Origin of the sequence: Pseudoalteromonas piscicida, from assembly GCF_002744175.1 — a bacterium.
In the GTDB taxonomy this organism is placed as follows: Bacteria; Pseudomonadota; Gammaproteobacteria; order Enterobacterales; family Alteromonadaceae; genus Pseudoalteromonas; species Pseudoalteromonas piscicida_B.
The window spans coordinates 15,378-28,882 of record NZ_NKHF01000107.1 but is presented as its reverse complement, the minus strand read 5'-3'; the positions used below and the strand labels follow the sequence as shown (position 1 = coordinate 28,882).

Below are 13,505 nucleotides of genomic sequence, written 5' to 3'. Positions count from 1 at the left end.
GCAATCTAATTGAAGAATGCCAACACTAATTGCAAAACGGTGAAGGCAAACATAGATACTATTATTATTCTATCTTTGCGATGAAAACTTTGTACAAGAGGATCTTTTTGCTTTGATAAAAACCCATTTTTCATTGACTCTTCAAGGTTTGCAAAGGATGCCGTTGTAATATTCATTCCCATTTTATTTTCACATAATTTATTCCACTCATCTGGATAAACATTTTTCACATGTGTTGCTATTTTTTTTAAATGGAAAGTTCGAAAAAACAAACATGATAACGCAACAAAAAAAGGTAAGTAGATGAAGGCAGACATAATGAGTACTCCTTTACGTATAAAACGCTAATATTTAATCGACATGCAGTCTTCATTACACCTAAATTTAGCCAGATTAGCAATGATATTTCTTTGCATTTAGCTGTGGCTAGTCTGAACAACGAATTGATTTTAGAAAGTTAATCATTCTTTTTGCTACGGAAGAAATTTTACGGCCATAGAGCCATAGATATAAAAACCGTATGTTACTGAATAGAAAAGGAGCAGCTTATCGTTCACCGCTACCTGTTAAGCTAAGGTGTGAAAGCTGTTTGAACGAGTAAACGCTACTGCGGCTCAGCGGTTAACTGAGCTGCAGTAGCGTTTTACATATTAGGCTGTAAGGTCTTCAATCCCTACGATCAACCAAGGAGCATCCCCAGCTGTTTTGCGTTCTAAATGCCAAACTTCAAGGATTGGCTCTTCTTGCATATCGCCAAGGTCACGATATTTACCGGTAAATTTAATGCTAACTTCCCAGATATGCGGTTGCGTGTCCGCACGCACCAGCTCTGCATCTACGAACATTACTTCGGTTTTTACTTCATCATGTGCAGCGCGTTGGCGCTTAAACTCTTCAACAAGTTCAGGACTAACGTATTCAGCAACCGTCGCGAAGTCATTGTTGTTCCAAGCAACTTGCAGCGTTTGATAATGTTGTCTTGCTCCTTGTAAAAAGCCATTAATATCGAAGTCTCTGGGTAAGTTCATCGGTACACTGCTTGCGCCAAAGCCACCACTGCTAGGCGCTTGAGCCTGAAACTGTTGCGGTTGAGCATTGTAGTTACCCATATTAGGCGCGCCAGCGTAACTTGGCTGCTGCTTTTTAGCCAGCATTCCTTTTACGAGTTTGAAAATTAGAAATGCAGCAGCTGCGAGTAAAATCATTTCAAGGAATTGGAATCCCTCGAAGTCATCACCGAGCATCGCTGCAATCAATCCACCAGCTAATAAACCACCAAGCACGCCAGCCATAATGCCTTTTTTGCTTGATTTAGGTTTAGTCGTGGATGTTTTGTTTAATGTTTGTGTATCTGTTTGTTGTTTTTGCTGGGTGGTTTGCGTTTGCTGCGTTTTACCCGTGCTTTTACTGCCAAACTTTTTTCTTGCTTCTGCATTGAAGCTAGCAGTGAATAAAAAACAAACAAGTGAAAATAACACAATGAAATGTTTCATAAAGTTCCTATATACCAAAATAACTGGCGACATTGTAATGAAGTCACATGGCGATTTGAATAGGGTTTGATAAAAACAAAAAGAGGCACTGCTCTCAATAGATGAAAGCAGTGCAGGGGACTATAACCAGCGCAGTGAGCTGGCTACCTCGGACTGAAAAGTTTCCAGTGGGGCGCCGCGATTAGCAACCAAAATGGTGTTTGCTTTTCCGTTGTGAGCAATTAATCCGCTAAAGCGGCCATCACCAAAATTATCTTGATTATCTATGGTACTTTGTTGCCCTGTTGGCACAACAAAAACCGTTAACGGGCCAAACTCAGACTGCATCACTAAGTGCAGGCTTTTTTGCCCTTTAAAGTTACAGAAGGTCGCGTAGACGATCTTGCCCGGTAAGTTATCAAACTTACCACCAAACATCGCCAGCTTTTCGTTAACGGTTTGTAATGACACAGCCTCTTGTTTTTCTAGGGCACTTTGCTCGTAATATACATGAGCTAAAGCATGCTCGCCGGTATCCAGCGGTTGTCCGAAACCACCAAAGTAAAATATCACGGCAGCAAAAAACACACTTGCAGCAATGGCAAATGGCGCTGTTGCGCGTCTAAACCAAGATACCTTCACTACTTTTTGCTCAGCTTGTTCAAGCGCTTGTTGCTTAGCAATGACCTTATCTGCTAATCCTTCAGGTACATCTATATCCAGTGATTTACTCAAAAAATCATCGAAAGACTGCATTTCATCAACTAGTGCTTGCAACTCAGGCTGTTGCTCTGCTTGCTTTATTACCTCTTCATCATGAGGATCAGCAACTAGGCGACGTCGAAATTCGAGTTCATCCATCAGTTTGATGCCCCCTTTATTGGTTCATATGTTGTCGTTAAAGCGTCTTTGAGCTGGTTTCGGGCACGATATAATCTCGTCATCACCGTATTTTTGTTCAGCTCAAGGATGTCGGCGATCTCTTCACCTGAACATCCCATTACCACTTGTAGCAATAATGGTTCTCGATATTCTGGCGATAAATTAGCTATTTGTCTTTGCACAACGGTTTGTTCCATTTCGTCATCCAAAGCTGAACTACTATCGTCGACCAGCGTGTCTTGCTCCACCTCCGCATAGTCAAATTGCTTACGCTCAAAACGACGTGCATTTTCTCGTCTTAAAATTGTTAATAACCAAGGCTTGGCGGCATGTTCATCTTGTAAAGAGTCGAGCGCACGCCATGCCCGCAAAAAAGTTTCTTGTACTAAGTCTTCTGCGACAGTCGGATCTCCAGATAACCAATAAGCGAACTTATATAGCTCTTTGTGGTATGTCCGCACCAGTGACTCGTACTGATGTTGTTTAGTGGCCATATTGATGAGACCTTTCTTTTGGCTGGTTTATTTCATCACAAACCAATTATTTTTATTAAGCATAACAGTAATGTTTTGAGTAGTGCGCATTACCGAGTGATTTTTCTGTCATATTAAAGCGCTCGGAATAAAAAAGCGCCAAATGGCGCTTAGTCGTACAATTCCTCAAGGGCTGGCTTGGAGCCTTTGTTCACCGTCCGCTTTACACTTTGTTTTATCTCATTAAGTAGAGCAGACAAGTCAACCTGAGATTGGGTATTGCTATAGAGTGAACTTTGTAGTGCGTGCACTTTGCTTTGCAATGATTCTGGCTGTTGTTTAAGCCATTTTGTCATTGGTATATTTTGTTGTTTAGTATAGTTAAGCAATGCTTGGTAGAACGCGTTCGCACTGTTTTGTTTAACCGCTTCTTCAAAAGAAACAAATGGTGGTGCGGTTACTTGTTGTGCTGGTTGAGGTTGGCGCTGTACCTTTGATTTAGATGTGCTCCACCAAATCAGCAGGGTAATTAGCCACACCACATAGCCACTGGCCGCTACAGCCCATACCCAAAGCGGCGTTTTATATTCTGTGATCACCTGTGCTGGCACTGATGCCGCTGAACTTGGCGTAGTATTCAGCGGTTGCTGGGCCACCTTCGGTGTTTGTGGTAACAGCGGTTGGTTTGGATCTTGAACAACGCTTAGAGTCTTGCTCGGTAGGGTGGCGACCTCTTCACGTTTGGTAATGGTATTAAACCAAGGCAGTGTGACTTCTGGCAGAGTAAAATCACCAGCTGACTGTGGTAGATACGCAAACGAGACAATCAGCTGCGAAATAACCTTACCATCTCTGGTGATTTGTTTGCGCTCAGAGGTATCCGGGTAAATTCTAAAGCCATTGACGTCCTCCATTTGAATTTCTGGAAGCTGCTCTTTGGTCACGCCAACTGCGGTTAGTGTGAGTGTGCGGGTAATGGGAGTGCCCACGGTAAATGTAGCGGTTTTTGGTTGCCACTCTTCAGAAAAATTCAAATATTCACTTGGTAACCAAGTATCGGCAGCATCGGCAGGGATCGGAGATACTGAAAAGTCGATACTATCGCCAACCGCGGATGTCGCCATTCTGCGGTAATTGTCTCTGATTTGACCATTAAATACAGGCGGTTCAATAGTAAAGTTGCCGCTTTTTTGTGGTTGGATCATGTACTCCCTGGTGAGTACCATATAACGGCGGCCATCGATAATTTCATACTCTTCACTGGCCTTACCTAACTGAGTAAAGATAGCACCATCAGAAACTGGATCGCTTAATTGACCATCCAGTAGATCTTTACCTATGTATAACTTAACGGTGTAAAGGGCAGCTTGCTGGACATAGAGATTACGGGTTTTTAGCTCAGTGTTAACGAAAATATCTTTGCTTTGCTGCTGGTCATCACGAGCAACCACTGAGATTTCAATGGGCTGTGATTTCGCACCATCCACTTCAAACGCTGGAATAGTGTAGGTTCCTGGTGAGCGAGCAACAAGCTGCATCTGCCATGTTGTCGAACTTGAAACACTGCCGTTAATAATACTGGTTCTGGAACTGGTATTTACGGGGCTAGTGACAAAGTCGTTGCTTAGAGCGGATACATCGGGAATAGTACCTTTTACTTTGCCCTCTGCAATAATTGAAAGAGTAAAGTATTCACCAGCCAGTACTGGATTTTTGTCTACGCTCGCGGTGAGCTTATCTAAAGCCCATGAAGTTTGGCTGCATATTAACAAAGACAGAAAAAATAAAATACGCTTTACCATGATTTTTCAACTCCTCTCGGTAGACGTCTTTGTTTGCGTTTTTGTGCTTCTAATTGCATTTTATTTCTCAATAATATGGCCGGATCATCAGGTACTTTTCTAAGTAGCTGATTCAGCTGTTGTGCTTTCTCGATTTCTTCGGGAGTCAGAGGGCGACTGTCTTGCATCATAGCAGCATTGCGCGCTTGCTCATCTTGCGGTTTCTGTTCTGCCTCTGGCTCAGACGCTGCTTGGGCCTGTTGTTGAGCTTGTTCCTGCGCCTGCTGTTCAGCCTGTTGCTGTTGTTGTGCCGAAGGAGCTAGTTCGGGCTCATTGTTATTTTGCTCTGATTGGCTACCCGATTGTTGGTCTTGCTGACCTTGTTGGTCCTGCTGACCTTGTTGGTCTTGCTGACCTTGTTGGTCTTGCTGACCTTGTTGGTCCTGCTGACCTTGTTGGTCTTGCTGACTTTGTTGGTCTTGCTGATTTTTTAGTGCCTCAACGATTGCTTTATTATCCTTTGCTTGGGTAAAGTCAGGGTCCAGTGCTAATGCCTTGTCATAGGCCGAGATTGCTTCATCCAACTTGCCCAGTTGGGCGAGAGCATTACCCAAATTATATTGGCCTTGTGCTGAACTGGTTTGTTTTAGCACCGAAGCCGCTGCCTCATAGTCGCCGCTTTTATATAAGGCTGCACCTTTTAACACTGGATCACTAGCCGATGTTGCCTGTTCAAAAGCTTCATTTTGATAAGCCTGCAAAGCATTTTGATCTGCATTTTTAAACCACTGGGTCCATTCACTGGCTTGTGCTTGTTGTTGTGGTAGTAGGGTACACACAAGCACTGCACTGAGCATAATCGCATGGTTTCTCACCAATAATAATGCTAAAGGGATCAGTGCAACCAGCATATATATTCCAGCATCTACGCGCCACTTAGCGCTTTCTTGTTCAGTTTGGACAATAGAAGTATTGGAGTTTAAGTTTGGTTTAAAAGTGTTTATATCTCTGTCGTCGGTTGTATAAGTGGCAAACTTACCTCCTTTCACTTTGGCCAGTTTTTCTAACCGAGTAGTGAAGAGTTTTGGTACTACTATTTGCCCATACTGATCTTTCAAAAAACCGCCTTCAGGAAGCTTAATCGGCGCACCTTGAGCAGTGCCTAGTGCATAGATACTGAGCTTATACGGACTGTCAGCAAGTAACGAGCGTACATCCTCTGCGTCTTCTTGTTCAAGCCCATCAGTAATTAAAATAATATCGCCATACGTGGCACTTGCACCATTTAACAGGCTAACGGCTTCTTCAATACCCGCATAAACATTTGAGCCTTTTGATGGCATAATTTCGGGACGAAGACTTGGGATTAAATTTTCCAGTGTTGTAACGTCTGTTGTTAGTGGTGATACAGTAAAGGCGTCACCTGCGTAGGCAACTAACCCTGTTTCGCCTTCTTGAAACAACTTCAGCATATCCAAGGTTTTGAATCTTGCCTGAGTGAGACGGTTAGGGGCGAGATCGGTTGCATACATAGAGTAAGACATATCAAGTACCAGCACTCGTGGTGCTTGAGTTTTAAAAACGGGCACTTCTTGTTTTTCTATACTTGGACCTGCAACTGCAATAATACTCAGCAAAGAAAAAATAACGCCCAGCCATGTATTTCCCTGTTTTTGGTGTTTTTGTCTTTGTTCCCCCATCACGACTTTCATCAAGTGAGGGGCAATAAGTTGACTGTTGTGTTGCTTGCTTTTTTTAGACCACTGCATAGCACAGTAGATAATCCAAGGGATCAACAACCAAAGCAATTGTGGGCGAATAAACTCAAATTCCATCCTCTTATCCCCTTACTTTTGCTCTGAATGCAACGCTAAGCTGCGCTATAAACAGCAGCCCAAGTACAGCTAGTAGCGGTAAATAAAATAACGAAACCTTAGGGCGGAAGGTTTGTGTTTCGTCGCTAATAGGCTCAAGTTCGTCAAGCATTGCATAAATCTGCTGCAAGCTTTCTACATCTTTCGCGCGAAAATATTGTCCACCAGTTTCTTTGGCAATATGCTGTAGGGTTTTTTCATCAATACTGCTGCCTGCCATTGAATTAAAACCAAATAGGCCAAATCCGCGTCTGCCATCGGAGCCTACACCTACTGTATAAACTTTAATTCCTTCTTCACGGGCCAAGATAAGTGCTTCATTCGGCTCGAGATTACCTGCCGTATTCTGGCCGTCGGTCAATAGAATTAATATACGATTACTCTGCTCACGTTCCTCAAAGCGTTTTACCGACAAACCAATGGCATCACCGATAGCCGTAGCGCGCCCAACCAGCCCAATTTGTGCTTCGGTTAACATTTGGCTGACGGTAGCCAAATCGCGGGTAAGGGGCGTTTGTAAAAATGCAGTGTCACCGAAAAGAATAAGACCGAGCCTATCGCCCTGGCGCGCTTCAATAAAGTCGCTCACCACGGCTTTCACCACTGACAACCTATCAACCAAACGGCCTTGGTATTCCATGTCTTGTTCAGTCATTGATGCCGACAGGTCAACAGCAAGCATAATGTCTCGCCCTTCATTGGGAATAACAATCGGGTCGTCAAGCCAAGTAGGGTTAGCAGCTGCGCTCACCAGTAACATCCAAATGAGTGATTCAATCACGCCGACTTTGGCTCGTTTATGCAATTGGCTTGATTGGCCCAGCTGTAACTTGGCCACACTTGGCATGCGAATATGTATATTGGTTTGTGCTGCACTGGGTTTAAATTTGGCAATAAGCCAAGGTAGTGGAAGCAGTAAAAATGCAAGAGGCCAGCTAAATTCAACCATCTAGGCGCTCCTTGACTTTAAAGGTACTAATAGCCCGAATAAGCTTATTACTAAGCTCTGGGACTTGAGTTGGCGCATACAAAGAATCCAGTTCTTGCTGAGTGAGTTCTACTCGGGTTAGTTTTGCTTGTAGTGCCAGCCACTCTTTGCCGTATCGACTGGCGGCGACATCACCGTAGTAGTGTTTCACTAAACGCTTTAATAAAGCATGCAATGCCTGTGGGTTTTCTTGTACTTGGCTTAGTTTAATGGCTTCTTTTTTCGCCTTTAAAAACTGTTGTCTGCGATAGTACAACCAACAGGCACTAACGATAATTGCAACGGCAACAAAGATTGCGCCCCACATAGGATAAGAAAGTGGCCACCAGCTTACGCTTTGAGGGATGACCACATCATTGAGTTGGTCGAGTGGATTGACTTGCATTTAACCCCTCATTATTTGTAATTCAATTGGCAATGACGCATCGTATTTTTGAAGTGTCATGCCTGAGCGTTTGAGTAACGCTAATCTCTTATTGAAGAAGTCACTCGCATTTTGCGAGAATTTTGCTCTGAATTGTTTGTCCATCAGAGGCAGAGTCCAGTTTTGTTCACCAGCAGACACCTCAATAGCTTGGCTATACTCTGGCAATTGATGCTCAAATGGATCGCTTACCATACACCCGATCACTTCATTATGACGAGTTGCTCGTTCTAACAGCTTAAAGCTTTCTTCGTTGAGCTCGGTGAAGTCTGAGATCAAGTAAATAAGGCTGCCGGGCTTTGCGAGGTGAACTAGACGTCTTAAATTCTCGTTAAAGCGATTTTCAGAAGTCGCTGTGTCTTTTTGCAATAGTGCTTGCTCATGTAATGTACAAAATTGATGGGCAAGTGCCAATACACCACGATCTCTGGCAATAGGCTTTAATTCATGATGATGGGTGTCATTAAACACTACTCCACCAACTCGGTCACCACGTTTACACGCAGACCAAGCCACCAAGGCCCCTAAGTGGGCGGCAAGTACAGACTTAAGCAGTAACTTTGAGCCAAAAAGCATGCTAGATGAAAAATCACAAAAGATAAAAACTGGCCGCTCTTTTTCTTCTTGGAAAAGCTTGGTATGCGCTTCACCGGTACGAGCGGTAACACGCCAATCGATGGCGCGGATGTCATCGCCGTACTGATATTGTCTGACCTCAGCAAACTCCATACCTCTGCCTTTGTGAGGGGCAAGATACTGTCCTGCCTGAGCACTCTTTACTTTACCTCGCGGCTTTAGCGAGAGTAAATGGGCTTTAGACTGATAAAATAGGAGCTCTTTGAGACCAAGCTCGACGCCATTACTGTGGCTTTCATTAAACCAGCTGGCCGCATTAAAATGGGTGACGTCGTTCATCATGTTATGGCACAGCAACCAATTCGATAATCTTGCTGATCACTTGATCTTTAGTGATCCCATCAGCCTGCGCTTCATAACTCAGCACGATGCGGTGACGCAGGACATTATGAACCACAGCTTGGATATCTTCAGGGGTAACAAAGTCTCGACCTTGAAGCCAAGCGTGAGCGCGTGAGCACTTATCTAAAGCTATTGTTGCACGAGGACTGGCACCATAATCAATCCAGCTAGCCAGCGTTGTGTCAAAGCGTTCTGGCTCTCTGGTGGCTATAATTAGCTGCACTAGATATTGCTCCAATGGTTCAGCTAGGTGCATGCCAAGCACCGTTTTGCGCGCTTCAAATAGCGTGGCTTGACTGATTGGCGTGAACGACGTCTGATATTCTTCTAGTGCTTCACCGCGTGTTAATCGTAATATGTCTACCTCAGTTTGTGCATCTGGGTAATCAATATTCAAATGGAGTAAAAAGCGGTCTAACTGTGCCTCTGGAAGGGGGTAGGTTCCTTCTTGCTCAAGCGGGTTTTGAGTCGCCATCACCATAAACAGTTCAGGTAATGGATAAGTCGTTTTGCCGACCGTGATTTGCCTTTCTGCCATTGCTTCAAGTAAAGCGGATTGAACTTTTGCAGGTGCGCGGTTAATTTCGTCCGCTAAAATAAGGTGATGGAATAGCGGGCCTTTCTCAAACACAAACTCATTAGTTTGTTGACGGTAAATATCTGTACCTGTGACGTCAGACGGCAACAGATCGGGGGTAAACTGAACGCGCTGAAAACTGCCTTCAATTCCTTTGGCTAGTGCATTTACCGCTCGAGTCTTGGCAAGACCTGGCGGGCCTTCCACGAGTAAGTGGCCATCTGCTAAAAGTGCGATTAGCAACGATTCGGTCAGTGCACTTTGCCCTAGAATTTGGGTATCTAAATATTCTTTTAATTGTGAAAATGCGTTTACTGCCATGAGACTGCCTTTTAAGCCGACAAAAATAAAAATAGTTCAGATTATTTATATGGACGCTGAATGAATAATCAAGGTGATTAGACCGGTAAATTTAGAAAAGTTCATAAATTTTCAATAACAATTTCAAATACTTTGAGATTGCTCGAAAAAGCATCTAAAGTTGATGTTCACGGTTTAAAAAGCAACCATTTCGTGCTTTGCTATTGGCAACAACGATTTGGTTGTTTAGAATCGAAGGAAATTAACAGGTCAGACCTGTCAGCGGGAGAGCAAATTCATGTCTGAACAAAACATACTAAAAACACCTAAAGGCGACCGAATCGCTATCGTGAGCGGCTTGCGTACGCCATTCGCAAAGCAAGCTACCGCTTTTCATCACGTTCCAGCACTAGACTTAGGTAAGATCGTAGTCAACGAAATGCTTGAGCGACTCAACTTCGATCGCAAAGAAATTGACCAACTGGTTTTTGGACAAGTAGTACAAATGCCAGAGGCACCTAATATTGCTCGTGAAATCGTGCTTGGTACTGGCATGCCAGTATCTGTAGATGCCTATTCTGTTTCTCGTGCCTGTGCGACTAGCTTCCAAGCCATCGCAAATGTCGCCGAAAGCATCATCGCAGGGCAAGTACACGTTGGCGTTGCAGGTGGCGCGGACTCTTCTTCTGTGCTGCCAATCGGGGTAAGCAAAAAGCTTGCAGGCAGCCTAGTGGATCTGAATAAAGCACGCACACTTAAGCAGCGTTTACAGATTTTCTCGAAACTAAGACTAAAAGATTTACTGCCAGTTCCCCCTGCCGTTGCCGAGTACTCAACGGGACTATCCATGGGCCAAACTGCAGAGCAAATGGCAAAAACACATGGGATCAGCCGAGCAGATCAAGACGCTATGGCGCATCGCTCGCACAGTTTAGCGGCAAAAGCTTGGTCACAAGGGTTACTAAATAACGAAGTGATGGCGGCCCATGTAGAGCCATACAAGAGCTTTATTGACAAAGATAACAATATTCGTGAAAACTCTTCGTTAGAAGGTTATGCGAAACTAAAACCTGTGTTTGATCGAAAACATGGCTCTGTGACAGCTGCAAACGCAACGCCTCTAACAGACGGTGCCGCAGCGGTACTAATGATGAGTGAAAGTAAGGCAAAAGCCCTTGGTTACGATATCTTAGGATATGTGCGTAGCTTTGCATTCTCTGCCATTGGCGTACACGAAGATATGTTGATGGGTCCTGCGCATTCCACACCGGTTGCACTGGACAGAGCGGGTATTACGCTTGGCGATCTTGATTTGATTGAAATGCACGAAGCCTTTGCGGCACAAGCACTGGCGAACATGAAAATGTTTGGCTCTGATAAGTTTGCGCAAGAGAAGCTTGGACGTAGCAAGGCCATTGGTGAAATCGACATGGATAAGTTTAACGTAAACGGTGGCTCACTGGCTTATGGTCACCCATTTGCCGCGACCGGGGCACGTTTGATCACGCAAAGCTTACATGAGCTTAAGCGTCGTGGTGGTGGCCTTGCATTAACAACGGCCTGTGCAGCAGGTGGTCTTGGAGCAGCATTTGTATTGGAGAGCGCGTAATGTCAGTATTTTCTTATGAACTAAATGACCATAAAGTCGCCATCGTCACCATTGATGTGCCGGGTGAAAAGATGAACACTTTGCGCGATTCATTTGCGGATGAATTGCTTGAGATCATTGCTAAAAGCAAGCAAGACGACGTAACTGGTATGGTTTTTGTCAGCGGCAAAGACGATAACTTTATTGCTGGTGCTGATATTAAAATGCTCGATAACGCGAAAACCCGTGATGACGCGTTAGCAATATCAGAAATGTGTCATAAAACCTTCTTTAAATTGGCTGAGTTGCCATTCCCTACGGTGGCTGCTATCCACGGCGTTGCGCTAGGCGGTGGGTTAGAGTTTGCGCTTGCTTGTGATTACCGTGTTTGTACCGAAGACAGTAAGACTAAGTTAGGCTTACCTGAAGTACAGCTTGGTCTACTTCCTGGCGGTGGCGGCACGCAACGGTTACCTAAACTCGTCGGTATTCAAAAAGCATTAGAGTGGATGCTGACAGGCAAACAGGTTCGTCCGAAGCAAGCGAAAAAAGCAGGCTTAGTTGATGATGCTGTTCCACATAGCATCTTACTGGATGTTGCCGTTAAGCTTGCAAGAAAAGGTAAGCCGAAGCCGCGCAAACCTAACTTAGACAAAATCAGCCAATTACTGGAGTCAAATCCGTTTGGTCGCAATATCATTTTCAAAAAAGCCCAAGAAAACGTAGAAAAGAAAACCGGCGGCCATTACCCCGCGCCAATTGCCATTATTAAGGCCGTTAGGGCGTCAATTGAGCTAGATAAACTCAAAGGCTACAAAACAGAAGCTGAAGGGTTTGCGGATCTGGTTATGTCTGAAGTGTCCCGCTCACTTCGCGGTATTTTCTTCGCTACAACGGAAATGAAAAAAGACTTTCAGGGCGAAGATTTAGCGCCTGTGAAACGTGTAGCTGTGCTCGGTGGTGGCTTAATGGGGGCCGGGATCACGCATGTGAGTGCGGTGAAAGCAGGTACACCAGTTAGGATTAAAGATGTAGCCCACCAAGGGATCAGTAACGCTCTTAACTACAGTTATAAGATTCTATCTAAACGTCAAAAACGTCGTATCATGTCAAAGGCTGAGATGCAGTCAACCTTGAATATGATCACAGGTACAACCGATTACTCGGGCTTTAAACACACAGATATGGTGATTGAAGCGGTATTTGAAGATTTAGATTTAAAGCAGTCAATGGTGGCTGATATTGAGCGTGAGTGTGGTGAGCAGACTATTTTTGCCAGTAACACCTCGTCGTTACCAATTGGCCAAATCGCAGCAAAAGCCGCACGACCAGAAAACGTGATTGGCTTGCATTACTTTTCACCTGTAGAAAAAATGCCATTGGTTGAAATCATTCCACACGAGACAACCAGTGATGATGTGATTGCACGCACCGTGGCGTTTGCGCGTAAACAGGGCAAAACGCCAATTGTAGTAAAGGACAAAGCAGGCTTTTATGTTAACCGCATCCTAGCACCATATGTGAACGAAGCGGCGAATTTATTACTTGCCGGAGAGCCGATTGAGAAAATCGACCAAGCACTTGTTGAGTTTGGTTTCCCTGTCGGACCGTTGGCATTACTTGACGAAGTAGGGGTGGACATTGGTTCTAAAATTGCTCCTATTTTAGAAAAAGAGTTAGGTGATCGCTTTAAAGCTCCCGATGCCTTTGCGCGCATGATTGATAGCAAACGTCTTGGCCGTAAGACGGGTCGTGGTTTCTATAACTACGAAGGGAAAAAAGGCAAAAAAGTGGATGAGTCGGTTTACGAACTCTTAGGTGTAACGCCGTCCCCAAGACTGAATAAACAAGAAATTGCGAATCGCTGTGTAGCGCAGATGCTGAATGAAGCGGCTCGCTGCCTTGACGAGGGAATTATCCGTAATGCAAGAGATGGCGACATTGGTGCAATCTTTGGTATTGGCTTCCCGCCGTTCTTAGGTGGTCCATTTAGCTATATGGATAAAAAGGGCGCCAATAAGGTTTGCTCTGAGCTATCTACTTATGCTGCGGATAACCCAGTATTCACGCCTGCTGAACCATTACTGGCGATGGCAGAAGCTGGCAAAGCCTATTACTAGCCACTTTTATACTAGTATAACCTGATTAACTATTATCTTGAGTTCAGG

The 13,505-nt window shown here is 44.4% G+C and carries 12 protein-coding genes; 2 read left to right on the top strand and 10 right to left on the bottom strand.

Annotated features, from left to right (window positions below):
* Positions 1-5: 5 nt before the first annotated feature.
* The 10 genes from CEX98_RS21655 to CEX98_RS21610 all read right to left on the bottom strand — a co-directional run bounded on the left by CEX98_RS21655 (position 6) and on the right by CEX98_RS21610 (position 9,770).
* Positions 6-317: a hypothetical protein gene (locus tag CEX98_RS21655; protein WP_099644065.1), complete on the bottom strand. Its 312-nt coding sequence runs from the start codon at positions 315-317 to the stop codon at positions 6-8.
* Positions 318-650: 333 nt separating this feature from the next.
* Positions 651-1,493, bottom strand: a complete 843-nt coding sequence (locus CEX98_RS21650; protein WP_099644064.1) for a Tim44 domain-containing protein — start codon at positions 1,491-1,493, stop codon at positions 651-653.
* A 120-nt stretch (positions 1,494-1,613) separates the two neighbouring features.
* Positions 1,614-2,333 (bottom strand): DUF3379 family protein, encoded by a 720-nt coding sequence (locus CEX98_RS21645; protein ID WP_099644063.1) that lies wholly within the window; start codon positions 2,331-2,333, stop codon positions 1,614-1,616.
* Positions 2,333-2,854, bottom strand: coding sequence for a sigma-70 family RNA polymerase sigma factor (locus tag CEX98_RS21640; RefSeq protein WP_340069477.1), 522 nt, complete (start codon positions 2,852-2,854; stop codon positions 2,333-2,335). The genes CEX98_RS21645 and CEX98_RS21640 overlap by 1 nt, the downstream gene beginning before the upstream one ends.
* 143 nt (positions 2,855-2,997) lie before the next feature.
* Entirely contained in the window at positions 2,998-4,629 is a 1,632-nt protein-coding gene (locus CEX98_RS21635; RefSeq protein ID WP_099644061.1) for a BatD family protein, read from the bottom strand.
* Positions 4,623-6,443 (bottom strand): VWA domain-containing protein, encoded by a 1,821-nt coding sequence (locus CEX98_RS21630; RefSeq protein WP_099644060.1) that lies wholly within the window; start codon positions 6,441-6,443, stop codon positions 4,623-4,625. The genes CEX98_RS21635 and CEX98_RS21630 overlap by 7 nt, the downstream gene beginning before the upstream one ends.
* Before the next feature lie 4 nt (positions 6,444-6,447).
* A complete protein-coding gene (locus tag CEX98_RS21625) occupies positions 6,448-7,431 on the bottom strand; it encodes a vWA domain-containing protein (RefSeq protein ID WP_099644059.1) in 984 nt (327 codons plus the stop codon).
* The gene (locus CEX98_RS21620; RefSeq protein WP_099644058.1) at positions 7,424-7,855 is read right to left on the bottom strand and encodes a DUF4381 domain-containing protein; all 432 of its coding nucleotides are present in this window, start codon (positions 7,853-7,855) and stop codon (positions 7,424-7,426) included. Before CEX98_RS21620 ends, CEX98_RS21625 begins: the two co-directional genes overlap by 8 nt.
* Positions 7,856-8,809: a DUF58 domain-containing protein gene (locus tag CEX98_RS21615; protein ID WP_099644078.1), complete on the bottom strand. Its 954-nt coding sequence runs from the start codon at positions 8,807-8,809 to the stop codon at positions 7,856-7,858.
* A gap of 4 nt (positions 8,810-8,813) precedes the next feature.
* Positions 8,814-9,770, bottom strand: a complete 957-nt coding sequence (locus CEX98_RS21610; RefSeq protein ID WP_099644057.1) for an AAA family ATPase — start codon at positions 9,768-9,770, stop codon at positions 8,814-8,816.
* A gap of 277 nt (positions 9,771-10,047) precedes the next feature.
* Between CEX98_RS21610 and fadI the strand changes: the two genes are divergently transcribed.
* Both fadI and fadJ read left to right on the top strand, forming a co-directional pair.
* Positions 10,048-11,358: an acetyl-CoA C-acyltransferase FadI gene (gene fadI, locus CEX98_RS21605; RefSeq protein ID WP_099644056.1), complete on the top strand. Its 1,311-nt coding sequence runs from the start codon at positions 10,048-10,050 to the stop codon at positions 11,356-11,358.
* Positions 11,358-13,457: a fatty acid oxidation complex subunit alpha FadJ gene (gene fadJ / locus CEX98_RS21600; RefSeq protein WP_099644055.1), complete on the top strand. Its 2,100-nt coding sequence runs from the start codon at positions 11,358-11,360 to the stop codon at positions 13,455-13,457. Before fadI ends, fadJ begins: the two co-directional genes overlap by 1 nt.
* Positions 13,458-13,505 lie beyond the last annotated feature (48 nt).